The sequence below is a fragment of the Collinsella aerofaciens genome, assembly GCF_015548375.1.
Lineage (GTDB): Bacteria > Actinomycetota > Coriobacteriia > Coriobacteriales > Coriobacteriaceae > Collinsella > Collinsella aerofaciens_AB.
Map to the genome: position 1 here is coordinate 14,962 of NZ_JADMWW010000021.1, position 19,653 is coordinate 34,614.

10 protein-coding genes are annotated in these 19,653 nt (G+C 59.9%); 3 read left to right on the forward strand and 7 right to left on the reverse strand.

The window, feature by feature from the left end; genetic code table 11:
- Positions 1 to 40: 40 nt before the first annotated feature.
- From I1969_RS08840 to I1969_RS08855, 4 genes are all read right to left on the reverse strand, one after another.
- Entirely contained in the window at positions 41 to 403 is a 363-nt protein-coding gene (locus tag I1969_RS08840; protein ID WP_195234648.1) for a desulfoferrodoxin family protein, read from the reverse strand.
- A gap of 101 nt (positions 404 to 504) precedes the next feature.
- Positions 505 to 3,978: a DEAD/DEAH box helicase gene (locus tag I1969_RS08845; RefSeq protein WP_195234650.1), complete on the reverse strand. Its 3,474-nt coding sequence runs from the start codon at positions 3,976 to 3,978 to the stop codon at positions 505 to 507.
- A gap of 58 nt (positions 3,979 to 4,036) precedes the next feature.
- A complete protein-coding gene (gene dnaE, locus I1969_RS08850; protein WP_195234652.1) occupies positions 4,037 to 7,840 on the reverse strand; it encodes a DNA polymerase III subunit alpha in 3,804 nt (1,267 codons plus the stop codon).
- Between the two features lie 354 nt (positions 7,841 to 8,194).
- Positions 8,195 to 8,479 (reverse strand): helix-turn-helix domain-containing protein, encoded by a 285-nt coding sequence (locus I1969_RS08855; protein ID WP_195234654.1) that lies wholly within the window; start codon positions 8,477 to 8,479, stop codon positions 8,195 to 8,197.
- A gap of 116 nt (positions 8,480 to 8,595) precedes the next feature.
- Here I1969_RS08855 and I1969_RS08860 point away from each other — a divergent pair, with 116 nt between their 5' ends.
- From I1969_RS08860 to I1969_RS08870, 3 genes are all read left to right on the forward strand, one after another.
- Positions 8,596 to 9,291, forward strand: coding sequence for a DNA methyltransferase (locus tag I1969_RS08860; RefSeq protein WP_195234656.1), 696 nt, complete (start codon positions 8,596 to 8,598; stop codon positions 9,289 to 9,291).
- Positions 9,284 to 10,528 (forward strand): Eco57I restriction-modification methylase domain-containing protein, encoded by a 1,245-nt coding sequence (locus I1969_RS08865; RefSeq protein WP_229028366.1) that lies wholly within the window; start codon positions 9,284 to 9,286, stop codon positions 10,526 to 10,528. Before I1969_RS08860 ends, I1969_RS08865 begins: the two co-directional genes overlap by 8 nt.
- Positions 10,529 to 10,834: 306 nt before the next feature.
- Positions 10,835 to 13,999: a GIY-YIG nuclease family protein gene (locus I1969_RS08870; protein ID WP_195234658.1), complete on the forward strand. Its 3,165-nt coding sequence runs from the start codon at positions 10,835 to 10,837 to the stop codon at positions 13,997 to 13,999.
- A gap of 119 nt (positions 14,000 to 14,118) precedes the next feature.
- On the opposite strand, the gene I1969_RS08875 is transcribed toward I1969_RS08870, so the two are convergent.
- The 3 genes from I1969_RS08875 to I1969_RS08885 all read right to left on the reverse strand — a co-directional run bounded on the left by I1969_RS08875 (position 14,119) and on the right by I1969_RS08885 (position 19,653).
- A complete protein-coding gene (locus I1969_RS08875; RefSeq protein WP_195234660.1) occupies positions 14,119 to 15,372 on the reverse strand; it encodes an ATP-binding protein in 1,254 nt (417 codons plus the stop codon).
- Positions 15,373 to 15,693: 321 nt separating this feature from the next.
- Positions 15,694 to 15,921, reverse strand: a complete 228-nt coding sequence (locus tag I1969_RS08880; protein WP_195234662.1) for an ATP-binding protein — start codon at positions 15,919 to 15,921, stop codon at positions 15,694 to 15,696.
- A gap of 99 nt (positions 15,922 to 16,020) precedes the next feature.
- A complete protein-coding gene (locus I1969_RS08885; RefSeq protein WP_195234664.1) occupies positions 16,021 to 19,653 on the reverse strand; it encodes a UvrD-helicase domain-containing protein in 3,633 nt (1,210 codons plus the stop codon).

Genomic DNA, 19,653 nt, shown 5'->3' on the forward strand with positions numbered 1-19,653 from the left:
TGCATATGGTAGCTATGATACCCCGAGCGGGGGCACGCTCCTAGAACGTCGCGGACCACAGCCCGTGCAGGTTGCAATAGGCATAGACGGTACCGGTCTTGGAGCCGCCGGCAAAAAACGTCGTAGGCTTCATGCCGGGCTCGAGGTAATGGACCTCCAGGCGGCCCTCGGCCTCAAGCGCAATCCACTCGATGTAGTGCTCGGGCAGCATGGGGTGCTCCGTCGAGCCCACGCGTGCGCGGATCACGTGGCCGTCGCGCTCGATCTCGACAACAGGCACGTGCTTCTCGTGCGCCGCGTCCTCGGTGTTTACGGTCAGCTCCGTGCAGCCGGCAGGGGTCGCAACGTCGTCGCCAAGGGCAGCGATGAGCTTACCGTCGGGGTCCTTAAAGAATTTCGCCATGATGTTCTCCTTTGCTGATGTGCCAATGTTCTTGATGGTTCTTATGCCCAAAGGCAGGCGAACCATCCACGGCATGGCAAATGAACACATAACGAGCGAGGCTAGCGACCGTCGCCACCGAGCAGCGCCAGAACATCCTCGCGCGTAAACAGTGCCGACGAGATACCATCGCCGCCGAGCACGCTGTTGACCAGATCGCGCTTGGACTCCTGCATCTGCATAATGCGTTCCTCGATCGTGTCCTTGGCGATGAGTTTGTACACGGTCACGGTGTGCTGCTGGCCAATGCGATGCGCGCGGTCAGTCGCCTGATCCTGCGCCGCCACGTTCCACCATGGGTCGTAGTGGATAACCACGTCGGCAGCCGTCAAATTAAGGCCCACGCCGCCCGCCTTGAGCGAAATCAAGAACACCGGCACCTCGCCCGCCTGGAACTGCGCAACCATCTTGGCGCGACTCTCTTTAGACGATGCGCCCGTAAGCTTAAGAAAGGCGATATCCTCCTTGGCCAGGCTCTTGCCGATGATATCGAGCATGCCCGTAAACTGGCTGAACAGCAAGATGCGGTGACCGCCGTCGAGTGCTCCGTGGACGAGCTCCATGCACGTATCGAGTTTGGCGCTTCCCGCCTTGTAGTCCGCATAGTGCAGATGCGGGTCGCAGCAGATCTGACGCAGCTTGGTGAGCTCGGCAAGCACCTTGAGTTTATCTTTCTTAAACTCCCCGGCCTCGCGGTGCTGCACCTGCTGGGCAATGCGGTCCTGGTTGGCCAGGTAGAGCTTGCGCTGCTCTCCGGTAAGCTGCGCCATCACCGTATCCTCGATCTTCTCGGGCAGGTCGGCCACCACATCTTCCTTAACGCGACGCAGCACAAACGGCGATACGAGCGCCTGCAGACGAGCGGCACTATCGCCCTCGGCATGCTCGACGGGACTTTCAAAGCGCTTGGCAAATGAGTCGCGCGCGCCCAGAAGGCCCGGCATCAAAAAGTCGAAGATGCTCCAGAGCTCGGACAGGCGGTTTTCGATGGGCGTGCCCGTCAGGGCAAAGCGCACGCCGGCAGGCAGGCGCTTGGCGGCGCGAGCCACCTGGGTAAGCGGGTTTTTAATGTACTGGGCCTCATCGAGCACCACGCGGGCAAAATCCTGCTCGGCATACTCATCGATATCGCGCCGCATAAGGTCATACGACGTTACAACCACGTTGTGCTCGACCACGCCAGCAATTTGCACGCGACGCTGGGCCTTGGCGCCCACAATGGCGCACACATCAAGCGAGGGGGCAAAGCGCTCCAGCTCGGCAGTCCAGTTGTACACAAGCGACGCGGGGCATACCACGAGCGTGGGCTTGGTGTCCCCCGCTTCCACGCGCGCCAGAATGTGCGCGATCATCTGCAGCGTTTTGCCCAAGCCCATATCGTCGGCCAAGATGCCGCCAAGGCCCAGGTGCTCGAGCGAGCCGAGCCACTGATAGCCGTCGACCTGATAGCCGCGCAGCGTGGCCTTGAGCGAGGCGGGTACCGTAAAGTCCATCTTGCCGAGCGTGTCCAGGCGCTCGACAGTGCGGCGGAACGCCGCGTCGCGATCGGCCTCGAGCGCCGGCGTGCGCGCGATCATGCTGTCGACAAACAGGGTGCTCGACGCGGGAAGCGACACGCCATCGAGCAGGTCGACGGCATCGACGCCAAGGTCCTCGGCAAGACCAAACGCGGCACGAGCGCCCTCGTCCAGGCGCACGATATCGCCGGACGTAAGGCGCGCGAACGTCTGGTGGCGCTTATACGAATCGAGATAGATGGCAAGGTCGGCCGCCGAAAGCCCGCTCGCGCCCAGTTCGACGTCGAGCAGGTTACTCTTGACGGTGGCGCGCACCGAAAGCTTGGGCGCAGGACGGACCGAGATCTGGCGCAGGCGGTCGCTGAGCAGGACCTCGCCCAGCTCGGACAGGGCAGACAGGCCCTCGGTCAGCAAGTGGAACAGGCTCCCGTCATCGCGTTCCTCAAACGCTAGGCCGCCCTCGTGGAAATCGAAGTACAGGGCCGCCGTGTCCATAACGCGAAACTCCGCCACCGTATCGCGGGGCGGAACGCCGGGGCGTTGCTCTTCAAAAGGACTGCCCGGAGCACCAAGACTAAAGAGATCCGCCGACCAATCGCCGTAGGTCACCGTAATCTTGCAGGTCACGAGTCCATCGTCGACGCCAATCGCCATGGCAAAGCTCGGCTCGGGCGCCACGGCATCGAGCGCAGCGGGCGCGGTCAGGTCGGTGTAGTCGCGCAAGATAGGCAACGCCATGCGGCAGAACTCGCCCACCTGGTCGGCGGCGATATGGACCGGCGTGCGGCAGGGCAACAAGTGCGACAGGAACGGCGCCGCATGTTGGGCAAACGCCATGTCGGTACGGCGCGCGCGGCGCGTATCGACCAGATAGGCTGCGTCGCCAGCGACAAAGCAGTACGTATCGGCCGGCAGGCGCAAGTCGTAGCTGCCACCCGCCGCCGGTGCAATCTTGGCGGCAAGGAGCAGCGGGCGCTTGGCCGGGACTTCGCCCTCCCCCTGCGGCGACGGCTCGACCGCCACCTCGTAGGCGCGATGCGTCGTCGTCCCCCGCGACCAAGCAGGCTCAAAGGACATGGACCTGCCGCGCAGCAGGTCCAGCACGGACACGATGGAATGCTCGGATACCGGCAACTGACGCTCGGCGACAAAGCCGCTGCGGGCAAAGTCGTACGATGCCGAGCGCGAACTCGTGATGTCGCTCAGGTAGGCGACCGTCATTGCGACAAAGTCGAGCAGCTTTGTCGACACGTCATCGAAAGCCTCGGGCACATGGGCAAACGCAAGCTTCTTGCCATAGGAGAACGTACCGCCGCGCACATAGGCATCGGCCATGCCGTCGATATCCTTAACCACGTAGGACACCGAACCGCAGCGAATGCGAAACTCGAGCGCCCAGTTAAAGCGATCGGCAAACAGCGGATTGTAGTACGGCACCAGCGAGGGCTCCAGCACCGCTTTGGGCGCATCGGGGTCAATGGTGCCGGCGAGTTTGCGGCGCATGGCCGCGAGCTCGTCCATGCGCGCGTCCGAAAGATCGGAAAGCGCCGCTACAAGGCTCGGGCTCGTGGGGACGGGCGCCGGGAAGGGAAAGTTGGGGTTGACCGAAGATGCGCTAGGCGCGGGGCGTGCGGACTGTTTGGATTGTGCGGGCGGTGCCGTAAACGTGCGAACCGGCGTGCGCAGGCCCTCGACAGGCTCGGCGCCACTGGCATCCAGATACGCCAGCGCCGTGGCGATGGCGTGCTTGCACATGCCGGGATAGCGGAAGGCGGCGGGGCAATCGCAGTCGTAGTCGATAACCTCGTGCTCGTCCATGTCGAGCGCCACGTGCGTCTTGTACAGGTCGCCGCGCGAGCCGCGCACCGAACCCTCGATGTTCACGTTTTTGGAGAAGCGCGAGCCGGAGTCCTCAAACGACAGCACGGCGCCGTTGAGCATGAGCGAGCGCCCCTTCATAAAGGTACTGCTGAGCGCCGCCTCTTTCCGGAGCGCCTGCGCAAACGTCCCCTGTGCCATCACTTCCTCCAATCCACCCACCGGATGATTTTTCTGGGACGGGGATTAAAAAATCATTTTAGATAACCGTCACGCGGCCTTGGTTGCCGACGATGGCCTTTGCCTCTGCCAACAGCGGAATCGAGCGTGCGTTGACCTTGGCCGGCACCTCGGCACGCAGCACGCGCCCGTCCACCTGCTCGATAAAGATCTCCACGCGGTCGCCGCCCGGGTTGGCGGTAAGCACCGTGGCAAGACGCGCCATATTGCCCTGACTAAAGCGGCTGTTGGGCACCATAACCTCAAACACCTTGGGCTTGTTGTTCTCCTCGTTGAGCTCCAGCGGCACGATCTCCTGCGCGATGATCTGATCGCCGCGGTCCGAGCGCTCGAGCTTGCCCTTAATGCGCACAAACGCATCGGACAGCTGCGCGCCGGTCTCGGGATCGACCTCGCCGTACAGGTACCCCTCGGCCTCCTTGTAGGTCTTGGGGAACACCACGACCGTGGCCTCGCCTTCCATGTCCTCGAGCTGCACAATGCCCATGGGGTCGCCGTTTTTGGTCACGCGCTTGGACACGCTCGAGACCATGCCGGCCCACCACAGTGCCTTGCCCTCGGGAATCTCCTGGTTGATGGTACCGCCCGTGGGGTTTTGCACCTCGTAGCCGGTGTCGATCTGCGAGAACGAGAAGTCGCGCGCCTTGGCTAGCGCATACTCAAACGGGCGCAGCGGGTGGTCCGAGACATAGATGCCCAGAACCTCCTTCTCCTGGCTCAGCTTAAGGTGGCGGTCCCACTCCTGGCCGTCCGGATCGGGCACGCTCACCTCAAAGCCCGAGCCCTCAACATCGCCGAACATGTCGAAGAACGACGTCTGGCCGCTCGCGCGATCCTTTTGGCGCTTCACGGCGGCATCGATGATGTTCTCGGGGTTGTTCTTGTCCACAAAGTGCATCATCTGGCGGCGCGGATACCCCGTGGAGTCAAAGGCGCCTGCCTTGATGAGCGATTCGATCACGCGGCGGTTTGCCTGGCTCGAGTCCACACGCTCGACAAAGTCGTGCAGCGTCTTAAACGGACCGCCCGCCTCGCGCTCGGCGATAATCGCCTGCGCCACGCCGGTGCCCACGCCGCGGATGCCGGCCAAACCAAAGCGCACGCCCTCCTTGGTGGCCGTGAACTCGGTACCGGACTCGTTGACATCTGGCGACAGCACGGGGATGCCGTCGTGACGGCATGCCGAGACGTAGTGCACGATCTTGTCGGTCTTGCCCGTATAGGACGTCAGAACGGCCGCCATGTACTCGTGCGGATAATGCGCCTTGAGCCACGCCGTCTGCATAACCAGGATGGCGTAGCCGGCGGAGTGCGACTTGTTAAAGGCGTAGGACGCGAACTCGAGAACATCGTCCCAAATCTTCTGGGCGACCTCGCGCGTGTAGTTGTTCTTGATAGCGCCGTTCATCCAGTGGTCGTAGGTGGTCTCGTCCGAGCCATCCTCCCAGTGGAGCACCGTTGACGTGAGCAGTTTGATCTTCTTTTTAGCCACGGGCTTACGGATACGCGAGTCCGATTCGCCCTTGGAGAAGCCGCACATCTCGACGGAGATGAGCATAACCTGCTCCTGGTAGACCATGGTGCCGTAGGTTTCGCCCAGGATGTCGTCCAGGCGGTCGTCGTAGGAGACCGCCGGCTCCTTACCATTCATACGGTTGATGTAGGACGAGACCATGCCGGCGCCCAACGGGCCCGGGCGGTACAGGGCGATCAATGCCACGACGTGCTTGTACTCGGTGGGCTTCATGTTCTTGATCGTGGCCGTCATGCCGGCGGACTCGACCTGGAAGACGCCGGCGGTGTGACCGGAGCCCATGAGCTTAAAGATCTCGGGGTCGTCAAAGGGAATCTCTTCCTCTTTGATGTCGATGCCGAAGTTCTTTTTGATGTTTGCCTTAGCCTTGGAGATAACCGTCAGCGTGCGCAGGCCCAAGAAGTCCATCTTGAGCAGGCCCATGTCGGCAACGGTATGGCCCTCGTACTGGGTAATCTCGACGCCGCCCTTGGTGTCGAGCTTGGTGGGCACGTGCTCGTTGACGGGGTCGCGGCAGATCAGAACGGCGCACGCGTGCACGCCCTCGCCACGGGTGAGGCCCTCAATCGAGAGCGCCGTGTCGATGATGCGGCGGGCGTCGTCGTCCTTTTTATAGGCCTCGGCAAAGTCGGGGTTAAACAGATCCTCTTTGCCGGGTTGTTTTTCGAGTACTTGCTTGAGCTTGACCTTGGGGTCGCTCGAGACCATCTTGGACAGGCGCTGGCCCATGTAGACCGGGTAGTCCAGAACGCGCGCGGCATCGTTGATGGCCTGCTTGGCCTTGATGGTCGAGTAGGTGATAACGTGGGTGACCTTCTCGGGGCCGTAGAGCTGGCGAACGTGCTCCACGACCTCGAGGCGCCGCTCATCGTCGAAGTCCATATCGATATCGGGCATCTCGGTACGCTGCGGGGACAGGAACCTCTCGAACATCAGGCCGTTCTCGAGCGGGTCGAACGCGGTGATGTTCATGGCGTAGGCGACGATAGCGCCGGCGGCCGAGCCACGGCCGGGGCCGACGCCGATGCCGTTGTCTTTGGCCCATTGCACGTACTCGGCAACGATGAGGAAGTAGGCGGCAAAGCCCTTGTCGCAGATGACCTTGTATTCGTACTCAAAGCGCTCTTTGATGTTGACGCCGCCGATCTCGCGCGTGGCCCAGTCGTCACCGTAGTGCTGGCGCAGGCCCTTCTCGCACTCGCGGCGGAACTGGCTCTCGTGCGTCTCGCCGGGATCGAGCAACGGGAAGCGCGGCAAGATGATGGAGTCCCAGTCCAGCTCAACGTAGCACTTGTCGGCAATCTCGAGCGTGTTGTCGCAGGCCTCGGGGCAATACGGGAACATCGCCCGCATCTCCTCCTCGGTCTTCATGTAAAACTCCGAGCCGGTCATGCGCATGCGGTTGGGGTCGTCGACCTTGGCGTTCATGCCGATGCACATGATGACGTCCTGTACGGGCGCGTCCTCGCGGCGCAGGTAGTGGAAGTCGTTGGTGGCGATGACCTTGACACCCACCTGTTTGGCAATGTCGATGAGCGTGCGGTCCATCTGCTCGTCGGTCAGGCCGTTGTCGGTGGTAATGCCGTGTTCCTGGATCTCGATGTAAAAGTCGCCAGGGTCGAAGGTGTCGCGGAAGGTCTCGGCCCACTTGATGGCGCCCTCCATGTCACCGCGGTCGATGTATTTGGGAATGATGCCCGCGATGCAGGCGCTCGTGCAGATCATACCCTTGGCATGGCGACGCAGGTTGTCGAGCGTCACGCGCGGCTTGTAGTAAAAGCCCTGCACGGCGGCCTCGGAGACCGTCTGCATCAGGTTGACGTAGCCCTCCTGGTCTTTGGCCAGGAGGATCATGTGGTAGAGCTCGGGCTTGTGATCGCGGGCGAGCGTCTCGTCCGGCGTAAAGTAGACCTCGCAGCCAAAGATGGGCTTGATGACCAGAGGCGGCTTGAGCTCGTCGATGTTGCCCTTCTCGTCCCACATGGCCATGTCCTTCACATACTGGGCATGCTCGCGCGGGCTGGACTCGGGGTCGGGCTCCACCAGCTCGTCACGGCGGTCCTTTTCCAAGAAGGCCTTGTCGTGGCTCCAGGTTTTGTACTCGGGAGTGTTGTGGTTGACGGCGTCGCAGGCCAGCGCCAGGTCGGGCACGCCATACATGTAGCCGTGGTCGGTAATGGCCACGGCAGGCATGCCCAGCTCAACAGCGCGGTTGACCATATCCTGGATACGGGTTGCGCCGTCGAGCATGGAAAAAACAGTGTGATTGTGCAGATGGACGAATGCCATGTGATGAGCTCCGATGCGGGTTCGTGTTCTGACTGAACGATTTTACCGCACGGCGCGGACGCCCACCGAAAGTAGCTAATTTGGGACGAGGCTTTTTGTAGGTTCGCCCGCTCTCGAGCCCGTTTGGTGTGGGTTTTATCGCCGCCCCAAGCCGTTTGGTGTGGGTTTTCGCGAGAGCAACTTCTCTATGTTGGAGAAACCGCAGGTAAATGATGGTGTCGGATTTCGAATTCGCTCGATGAAGTTCAAAACCCACACCATCGAGGCACGAAATTACCGAAGAAGCACAACATTGGTGCCAGGTACTTTTGACAGGTTAGCGCTGAGCACATCTGGCAGATTCCTAAGGAACATCTACTCCCCTGCGTCTGTCATGAGGACAGCAGCGCACTCGCTGGGGCGTGCATCCTCCAGGCCGGAGAAGAACTCGACAACCGGAACATCCAAACCGTCCGCAAGTTTGCAGAGCCACTCGAGCGAGGGGTTGAACTTCCCAACCTCAAACTTGTTCAGGGCAGAACGGTCGATGCCCGATCGCTCGGCGGCAAAGGTCTGACTGTAGCCCCTTTGCACGCGAATACGACCGGCGTTAACGCCCACGACCTTGCAGATAGATATGTTGATGCCATCGCTTTTCATGGCTGCAATCGTATTGACGAACGCACCGTTCGCTGAGGTTTATATTCCACAATATCGAGATCGAGGTTAGACTGTTGTGGACTATATTCCACAACAGCAACGGGGGATCGATTTCCATGGCTCAGCAGGTTAAATCTCGCAAGAGAGTGCAGGAGCACGGAGAGGTCTTTACGAACGAGCGCGAAGTCAACGCCATGCTCGATATGGTCAAACAGGAGACTGAGCGCATCGAATCCCGTTTTCTGGAGCCGGCGTGCGGCAATGGCAATTTCCTGGCCGAGGTACTGCGCCGCAAGCTCGCCGTTGTAAGCCAGCGTTACAAGAAGAATCCCGACGATTACCAACGCAATGCGTTCGTCGCTGTAAGTAGCCTTTACGGCGTCGAGCTTCTCGAAGACAACGCCCAAGAATGCCGTGATCGTCTATACGGAATCGTCGAGGCAGAAGCTAAGAAAGCAATCAAAAAGCCGGACGCGATCTTCCTCGAGTCAATCCGCTACGTGCTCGACAAGAACATCCTGTGCGGCGATGCTCTCACGCTCAAAGACGCCAACGACAATCCCATCACCTTTGCCGAATGGTCACTCGTAACGGGCGACAAGGTGAAGCGCCGAGATTTCTTGCTGAGCGAGCTTCTCGATGGCAACGCCGACAAGGGAGAAACGCTCCCTCTTTTCACCTTCGACGACTTAGGCGGCGATGTCCGAGCGCATACCGACTGGGAGTACGACGCCGAGCTCGACGCCTATATCCCTTCCGCAATAAAAGACTATCCCCTCACCAATTACTGGGAGGTCCAGTGCCATGGCTAACCTGCTTGAGACCGTGCACAACCCCGACGTATTGACTTGTCTGGCTAACCTAAGCAACGACGAGGTCTTTACGCCACCGGATCTCGCCAATGATGTCCTGGACATGCTGCCGGCTGAAATCTGGAGCGACCCCACCATCAAGATCTTGGACCCGTGCTGTAAGTCTGGTGTCTTCCTTCGCGAGGCTGCCAAGCGTTTTATCAAGGGTCTCGAGCGCGAGTACCCAGATTTGCAAGAACGTGTCGACCACATCATGCACGAGCAGCTCTTCGGCATCGCGATCACCGAGCTCACGAGCCTGCTCTCCCGCCGCAGCCTCTACTGCAGCAAGTTCCCCAACGGCAAATTCTCGGTTGTCGAGTTCGATAGCTCTGAGGGACGCATTAGGCACCGAAGCATCCAGCACACATGGGCCAACGGTCGATGCAAGTACTGTGGCGCATCGAATGCCGAATATGACCGTGACGCGGCACTCGAAACTCACGCATATGAATTCATTCACACCGACGATCCCGAGAGGATTTTGAATATGAAGTTCGACGTGATAGTCGGCAATCCGCCGTATCAGCTGAGTGACGGAAGCGGAGCAAGCACTGACGCTGCTGCCCCAATCTACCAGAACTTTGTCAAACAAGCGATGAAGTTAAGCCCTTGTTACCTCTCAATGATTATTCCCTCTCGATGGATGGTCGGCGGCAGGTCGACGCTCAATTCATTTCGCGAAGAAATGCGCACAGATCAATGCCTCGCAGAAATACACGATTTCGAGAATGCCGCCGAGTGTTTTCCCGGTCTTCATATCGACGGAGGCGTTTGCTTCTTCCTATGGGATAGAAGACACAAAGGCAAGCTGAAGTACGAATATAAGCCAGCCAGCGGCCAAGCAACAACATGCCTGCGATTTCTGGATAGTGGCACAAAGTATATTGTGAGAGACAGTAGGCTGTTTTCAGTTTTGGAAAAGCTAGATGGTTTGGAGCGCTTTTCTAAAATCGTCTCAAAGACCAAACCCTTTGGAATAAGAAAGTTTCTTTTTAATGAGCCCTCCCGCTACCCAAATTCCAACCTTTCCGACACTGCCTTCCCTGGGTCGGTGAAAATATATGGAGTAAAGGGTATTAAAGGAGGGGCCCGCAGGGTTTCTGGTCACATCACTCGCGAGACGGTAACAGCAGGAAAAGAGAATATTGATAAATACAAGCTATTTTCACAACATCCTACTCCACAAATGCCGTAATTCCCCCCGAAACAATTGTGGGATTGCCCGGTGAAGTATGTACCGAAACGTTCCTCCAAATTGGCCCATTCAATTCGGAGGATGAGATGCTTCGCTGCAAGTCCTTCATGGAAACGAACATATTTAGATTTCTTCTTTATTTTGGCAAGGGAACAATGCAGGTAAATCAGTCGGTGTTCGATTACATTCCGCTTGTTCCCTTCGATAGAGAATGGACTGACAGTCTTCTGATTGAACGGTATGAGTTCACAGACGAAGACGTCAGTTTCATTGAGAGCATCATCGGAAATAAGGTAGAGGTCGAACATGAGTAACACCTTCTTTCCGCAGCGGCCGGGAGTACGGCCATCGATATATGCTTACCGTGACAAGAACCCAGACCACGCAGAATTCCTCAAGGTCGGCTATACCGAGATCGATGTCGAGAAGCGTGTTGCCCAGCAGTTCCCTGTGATCCAGCCGGGTGAGGGCAAGCCGTACGAGATCGTGTTTGCCGAGAGTTCGATGCGCACCGATGGTTCGTCGTTTATGGACCACGCGGTTCACAAGCGCCTTGAGGCCAAGGGATTTGAGAACGTCGGTGGCGAGTGGTTCCGATGCACGCCTGATGATGTGCGTAGCGCATGGCTCGAGGTTCGAGACCGGACTAGCTACGAACGCGAGCGTACCGAGGACTTCGCAATGCGTCCCGAACAGATTGCAGCGGTCAACAAGACCGAGGCGTATTTCCGCATGTGCGAGCAACCCGGTAACCGCAACATACCCAAGTTCCTGTGGAATGCCAAGATGCGCTTTGGCAAGACCTTTGCCACCTACCAGCTTGCCCGCCGTATGAATATGAAGCGCGTATTGGTGCTTACCTTCAAGCCTGCCGTGGAGGATGCCTGGCGCGAGGATCTTGAGAGCCACATCGACTTTGAGGGTTGGCAGTTTGTCGCCCGTGATGTCAGGTCCTACGACGAGTGCGATCCCTCCCGCCCCATCGTGTGCTTCGGCTCGTTCCAGGACTTCCTCGGCGTGGATCGCAACAGCGGCGCCATCAAACCGCGCAACGAATGGGTGCACCTCGAGCAGTGGGACCTCGTGGCCTTTGACGAGTATCACTTCGGCGCGTGGCGAGACAGCGCAAAGGGCCTCTTTGCCAGTCAAGATGAAGACAAGGCCGTTGAGGCTGAGGAGAAGGAAGCCGATGAGGCCTCGAAGGGTAACAACATCGACGAGACGTGGCTGCCCATCCAGGCAGATCGATACCTGTACCTCTCCGGTACGCCGTTCCGTGCGCTGACTTCTGGCGAGTTTATCGAGGACCAGATCTTCAACTGGACCTACTCCGACGAACAGCAGGCCAAGCAGGGCTGGGCGCAGTCGCATCCGTTCACGCAGAACCCGTACGAGGCCCTGCCCCGCATGGTGCTGATGACCTATAAGGTGCCCGATGCGATAACCAAGGTTGCACGTCAAGGCGAGTTCGACGAGTTCGATCTCAACGTTTTCTTCTCCGCCGTGGGCGAGGGTGAGAACGCACAGTTCAAGTACAAGGATTACGTGCAGAAGTGGCTCGACCTTATTCGCGGTGCGTTGGCCGAGACCACGACCGATGAGCTCAAGATGGGCGCGCAGAAGCCAGTGCTCCCCTTTAGCCATGCTGACCTGTTGGCAAACCTCACCCACACACTGTGGTTCTTGCCTAACGTGGCGTCGTGTTACGCCATGGCCAATCTGCTGGCCGAACGCCAGAACGTGTTCTACCACGACTACAAGGTGCTGGTGGCCGCGGGCACCAAAGCGGGTATAGGCTTGGCTGCCGTCGAGCCCGTGCGCCATGCCATGGGCAACCCGTTGGCAACCAAGACCATCACGCTTTCGTGCGGTAAGCTCACTACGGGCGTGACCATCCGCCCGTGGACCGGCGTGTTTATGCTGCGAAACCTTAAGACTCCCGAGACGTACTTCCAAACCGCGTTCCGTGTACAGAGTCCTTGGACTGCAAAGGACGAGGACGGCCATACGCAGGTTATCAAGCAGGAGTGCTACGTGTTCGACTTCGCACTCGACCGCGCGCTCGCCATGGTGTCCGACTACAGCTGCCAGCTGTCCGTCGACGAGCCCAATCCGGAGAAGAAGGTAGCGGACTTTATCAAGTTCCTTCCCGTGCTCGCCTACGACGGCAGCGCCATGCGCGAGGTGGATGCTGCCGACATCCTGGATATCGCCATGGCCGGTACGTCGGCCACGCTGCTCGCACGCCGCTGGGAAAGCGCACTGTTGGTGAACGTAGACAACGACACGCTGCGCCGACTGCTGGAGAACGTTGAGGCTATGGAAGCCCTGAGCAACATCGAGGGCTTCCGCAGCCTCAACGACGATATCGAGACGATTATCAACAAGTCCGAGCACGTGAAGAAAGCCAAGAAAGAAGGCGGCGAGCTTACTAAAAAGGAGAAGAAGGAGCTCTCCGAGGAAGAGAAGGAATTCAAGACCAAGCGCAAGCAGATCCAGGAAAAGCTGATCAAGTTCGCCACGCGCATCCCTGTGTTCATGTACCTTACGGACTATCGCGAGCAGAGCCTGAAGGAAGTCATCACGCAGCTGGAACCCGGCCTGTTCAAGAAGGTCACGGGCCTTTCTGTGAAGGACTTCGAGCTGCTCGTCTCTCTTGGCGTGTTCCGTGACTCCGTGATGAACGACGCCGTGTACAAGTTCCGGCGCTACGAGGACGCGAGCCTCTCCTACACGGGCATTGAGAAACACAGCTACGACGCACGTGTGGGCCTGTTCGACACGTCTCTCACCATGGCGGACTTCGAGGAGATGGCGCGCCAGGAGACGCTGCTGGACGAGACTGGGCGCATGGTGCGTGGGACGAGCACGGTGGAGCATGTCGATCCGCCCAAGCCGGGGGCGGTTACTCGCATGTGGGAGAAGAAGGAAGCTGGTGCCGCCCGCACGGACGGCACCACGCCGGCACCCGTGGCCGGCACAGCCAACGCCACCGCACCAACTGCCGCGCAGACGACTCCCGCCAAGCGCGACTGGATCGTCAACGCCATCGAAGCGCAGGGACTCAAGTTCGTCGATCTGCGCGAAACGAGCGAGGGCAACCTCTGGGTCATCGGCGGTGGCGAGCTGGACAACGTCATGAAGCAGCTCGCCAAGCGTGGAGCGAGCTTCGAGTTCACCTTCCGCGGCAACAAGGCCACGGTCGGCAACCCTGGCTGGCGGATCTCAGGCTACCCCGAGGAGACAGAAGAGCCTGCAACCGCCGCGCCCGCGCCGACGGATGCCCAGCTCGCCGCTCTCGAGGTGGGCGACACGGTGTTCCACAAGGCATTCGGCTACGGTGAGGTTGTTGACATCGACCGCGAGGGCGGATTCATCGACGTCATCCTCGGCGTGGACAAGCACGGCAAGCCCAAGCAGCGCAAGTTTATGTTCCCCAACGCCTTCGACCAAGGGTTGCTGGCGCTGTAGGACAATTAGCCATTAGCGCCCCGCATCTTTGGCAGAACCGCAATGTGACGCAATTCTGCAACAGGGCTTGCCGTGCTTAGGGCTCGTTGCCGGCCGCCCCGGGACATACCCTCTTCTTCCTATCTTTTTCGATATTTGGTCGAGCGGCCGCTACCTGTTCGTTGCACAACGCCCTTTGCCTCAAGAGATTGAAGGGTTCGAAGAACAACGCCCTTGCTCAGGCCGGACAATTGCTCAATTTGAGCACGCGGAAGAACGAGGGCAGTTCCCAAAGCATCAGCAACCTGCTGCTCCTCCATAGTCAACCGCACCATCTCGGCAACGGGAAGCGTTACGGAAATCGCATCTTCCCGCACGTCAAACTGCGGTTTTGCGGGCTTTCCCTCGTAACAGCTTTTTATTCGAGCGATCCCGGTTCCAAGCTGCTCGATATACCCCAACCTCAAGAATACGTACGCGAGCAACGGATTGCGCGGCCGCGAGATCATCCCGTTAAGGTAGCTGTCCACGCTCAGAGTTTCTGGCAGGCCACCCGGCGACGTCACAACGACCCGATCCGGATGCATGGCAACAGTGATCCTCGCGCGATCGTCCCACTGGCGGTGCACCACGGCATTGGCAAGAGCTTCGCGCAAAGCATCGGCGGGTATCGTTTCCACACGCCCGCGCTTCCCATGCTCAATACGGTCGAGAGAGTAGAATCGGTCGAGCATCTCCAGAGTCTCGTCAACCTGGCGCAGAACCGAAACCCCGCTCATATCGTGGCGCTCATGGATATCGTTGATGGTGTCTCCAAACCGAACAACGTCAACCCCTGGGAAACTATTCACGTCGGCGAGCAGCGCCGCAGCATTTGAATACACCCCATCATGTGACATCAATCCAAAAGACTTGAGTGAATCATCGGACATTTTTTCAATCCCCAGGACAGAGGACGCCTTCTTCCCTAGGTATGAAAACGTGAGACTTTGTTCCGGGGATGCAATCTCATCAAAATCCAAATTGCTGCCCGCAAGAATCAGCCGTTGCATTTCGAGCCGATCGACCGGAAGGGTGGCCGTGTCACTTCTACGGTACGCAACCCTCTTGAAGCAGTAAGGTTTGCTCGGACCTTCCTCAACAGAAAGCGTGATGACACCTGTAGTCATATCAGGTTCAATAGAATACGTGGGCAGGGGCTCGATGGAATCGTTCACCATGTTCTCAACATCAAGGCAGGCCTGGTTGACGTCACTGATTCCCACGACATCGCCTTCATCGGAGATGCCAAACAAGATGCGGCCGCCTCCGTGATTTGCATAGGCGCTCACCGTCTTGAGAAATGACCTCGTTACAGATTCTTTGTATTCAAGGTTGCGAGACTCGCGTTCCATAACTCTCCTTCCGTTTCATTCATTGTAAGACGAAAGAGTTTTCGTCTCAACTTTGATGAAACGAAAGATGCTTTCGTTTCATATACTGTGAAACGCAACTATTTTCGTTTCAGGATGAACGGGACGATAGCGATGCACCCCGGCACACCCCGCTTTTCCGAAAGTGTCCCCGAATGGCTGTTGAAGAGGCATGTTTTGCATAGAGTTGAATTTGCCGAGCGACTTACCAGCACAAACGGGGCGTTACCAATCAGGGCGTGTATAAACCTACCTCCGGCAATCGCGGTGCTCATTGACCAACTTCACATTGCGTTCGAATCGTCACTCGACCTCTTCGTAATACCTGAGCAGATTCGAGAGAGTCTCGCGCGATGTCGACACGCCCCTGCTCTTGAACTCGTTTGAGACCTTGTTGACCGAAAGCTCGCGTGCAGACGAGGAGATGCACCGGGTCAAGAAGCTCGCGGCCACCCGTGGCGCCCGCAGGTTGTAGCGCTCCACCACGTCCAACGCGACCGTCCTGCACAAGCGAATTGACCGGCATGCCATCTCCGATTCTTAGCTGCCCCGGCCGACAATTGAACAAGCCAATTGCGCTATCAACTGGAGCAGCTAAAAAAGCCCCGTCCCAAATGAGCTACTTTTGAGTTAGAGGTTGTAAGTGACTACCTGGGGCTCGGGGGGCTCTACGAAGATTGCGGGGTCGGGCTGTTCCACGCGGACGAACTTGACCGTCACGGTCTCAAAGCCCGCCTTGTGCAGAACGTCCGAATAGACACGCGCCTGCAGGGCATGCTTCTCTTGCAGCTGCGCAGGCGTCTCGTCCGGTGTGCCGCCCGTCTTGTAGTCGATGACCAGCGCGCGTGACGAATCCGCCGGGTTCGTCGCCAAAGCGTCGATGGCGCCTTCGGCATAGGCACCGTAGCGAGCGATGTCCTCGTCCTCGCAGCCCAGTGAAAAGAACGGCACCTCGGCGCGAACGCACGGCCACGCGAGCAAGTCGGCACGAACGGCCGACTTGAGCCAGCGGTCCAGGGCAACGTCAAAGCGCTCACGCTGCTCCGGCGTCAGGCACCACAGGCGCGCCAGCGCATCGGCACGCTCAGCGGGCAGCGCATCGGCACCCATCTCGATCAGCCACTGGCAGGCGGCGTGGAACGCCGAGCCCAGCGCCATGGGGTTGCCGGCGGGCTCAACGACGGCCACGTCCGCATCGGCCATCTCCGAGCCATCCGACTCTGCATCATCGCCAGCCTCGTCCATGGGCACGTGCGCCTCGGCGGCACGGTCCTCGGACTCGGCATGCAGCGCCGCGGCAATTGACGAGTAGCTGTACGAATCGCGCTCCGGATACGGGCAGGTGCCCATGCGCACGCCCACCGCCTGGGGATACACGAGCTCAAACGCATCGGGCTCGGGGTCGGCAGGACCGGGAACGGCGGCGCGGGCATCTGCACCGGCACCCTCCGGCTCCGCATCGCCGCGGACAAGCCTGCCCTCGGCATCCAGCGAAGCGTTGGCCTCAAACGCCTGCTCGCCAAAGGTAAAGTCCGCGAGCGAAATGAGCTCGTAGTCGCCCGGCTGGGAGTTGTCGAACACCAGGCGGTCGGCATCGAGCTGCGGCATATCCAGAGCGTCGGTCGGCAAAATACGGCGCAGCACGTCGTAGGTCAGATCGGTCTCGACATCGAAGGTCGGCGCCGTCACCTTGCCGCGGCTCACGCCGGCGTCCATCGCCAAGATCACCAGCTCGCGCGCACGCGTCATGGCGACATAGAGCAGACGAGCCCGTTCCTCAAGCGAAAGCTGCAGGTCGTCGTTGCGCAGGCGGGCAAATGCCTCGGCGGGAGAGCCCGTCGCGCATACGTCCTCCATAAGCTCTGGCGGCAACCACAGCGACGTGCCCTTGCCCTTAAACGCGTGTTCAAACTGCTTTTTGACGTCATCGCCCTTCACGAAGGCCCCATCGGCAAGCTTAACGCCATCGAAGCGCGCCGGCAGCGCCACGACTTGCGCCCCACCGTCGACGCGGCCCATCTGCGCCGCACCGGACGATTTGCGCACGCCAAAACACTCGGCAACCGCCACGACCGGATATTCCAGGCCCTTGGACGCATGCACGGTCATGATGCGTACCGCGCCGTCACCCTCCTCGTTGAGGGCACCCGGGGCCTCCTTGCCCGCCAAGAAGCGGTCGAAGGCCAGCGCGATGGAACGCGGCGAGTTGCCGAACTCGGTCTCTGCCTCGGCCACGGCGTCGAGCGCCTTGAGCACGTTGGCGGCAATGGCCTTCCCCTCGGGGCCGCGCTGCGCCAGACGCACGAACCAGCCGGAGGCATTGACCACGTCGCGCGCGATGGGAGCGAACGAATCACGCCCCACGCGACGCAGTGCGTAGCGCAGCACCTCGCGGGCGCGCGTTACGAGCGGCAAGCCCTGCAAGCCCGGCACATCGGAATCGCTCATGATGCCCGCATCGATGTTGCGACGCGACGTCTCGCCCGTCTGCTCGTCGAGCTTGGTCGCCAGCGCCAGGAACTCCTGGGCGCCGAGTGCAAACATCGGCGAGGCCAACAGCGGCATAAGACCCTGCGCCGTATCGGCCGGATTGGCAAGTGCGCACACCAGGGCACGCACCGTCTGTACCTCGGCTGCCTGGGCAAAGACCGAGCCGCCTGCGATCACGCAGTCGAGCCCTTGGTCGCGGAAGGCCTGCGCATAGACATCGGCGTTGGTCATGCGGCCCAGCAGCAGGACCATGCTGCCCTGAGGCTGCCCCGCTTTGACGAGCGCTTGGAACCGCTCCGCAATCGCACGAGCTTTCGCCTGCGTTCGCTCCTGCATGCTGCCACCGGCAACGAAGACCGCTTGGCGGCGCGAAGCCTTCGCCTTGAGCTTGTCCTCGCGATCGTCACTCGGCTCAAGATCCAAGAACCCCTGCATCAAACCACCGGTATCGCCGTCAAAGACGCGCGCTACGTAGCGCAGCACCTCGTCGTGACTGCGGAAGTTGCGTACAAGCTTAACGAGCTCGCCGGCGGGGGCATCGGATGCGACAGCCGTCTCGGGCGCAGCAGAGGAGCCCACCTTGCGCTCTTGGCGACGGAACACCTCAACCTCGGCGCCACGGAAGCGGTAGATCGACTGCTGCGCATCGCCCACGGTGCACAGCGCGCGCTCCCCCGCGCCCGTCAGGTAACGGATCAAATCGACCTGCATCTGATCGGTATCCTGGAACTCATCGATCATGACCATCTTAAAGCGGCCCTCGTAGGCGGCTCGGATGGCAGGATAATCGCGCAGCGCCTCGTATGCCATGCGCAACAGATCGTTATTGTCGAGTGCGGACTGGTCAGCCTTGAGCGCACGGTATTCCGCCTCTACGGCACGGGCAAGCCCCGTCAGCGCATCAAGTGCCGGGCCACCGCAAGCCAGCACAATATTGACGAACGTGTCGGCAGCCTCTGCCTTGAGCAGCTCGACATTCTCTTTTGGGAACATCTTACTCGCGCGCGGCATACTGCACGCCATCATAAGCCGCGCCACATCTGCCATGGTCTTGCTGCTCGCCTCGAACGCGTCGATGGCCTCGAGCGCCACCTGCGCCTTTTCGGTCGCCGCCTTGCTCGCGCCGAGCGCCGCGCGATAGGCGTCTGCCAGGGCCGAGGTATCGGCACAGCCACGAACCACGCACACGTCGTCCATGCCGCCCGGCAGCTGGCTCGACAGCTCCAATAGGTTGCGCACCAGACCTTTGATGGTGGTGCCGCTGCCAAAGGGACCGCCCTCACCCGCCATGGGATACCAGGCATAGAGTGCTTTGAGCGAAGCCGCGAGCTCGGGAGCGGCATCGGGCGCTGTCGCGCGGCCCAGCACATGCTCGACAGCCTGATCCATAAGCTCATCGGTATCGGTAAGCACCGTGAACTCGGGATCGATGCCCAGCTCCAACGCATGCGCGCGCAGGATACGCGAGCACATGCCGTGGATGGTCGAGATCCAAGCGTCGTCGACCGTCAGAGCCTCTTCGTCCATACCCTCTTCGATAAGCGCGCGGCGCACGCGGTCGCGAATCTCGGCCGCGGCGTCTTTGGTAAAGGTAATGGCGAGCACCTGGTCCAGATGCTCGACAAACGGACCGGATTCGGGCGAGAGTGCGTAGACGATGCGGCGCGTAAGGGTAAAGGTCTTGCCCGAGCCGGCACCCGCCGAGACAAATAGCGGGCGGTCGAGCGTTTTGACGACTTGCAGCTGTTGCGGCATCAAAGTCGAAAGATCCAT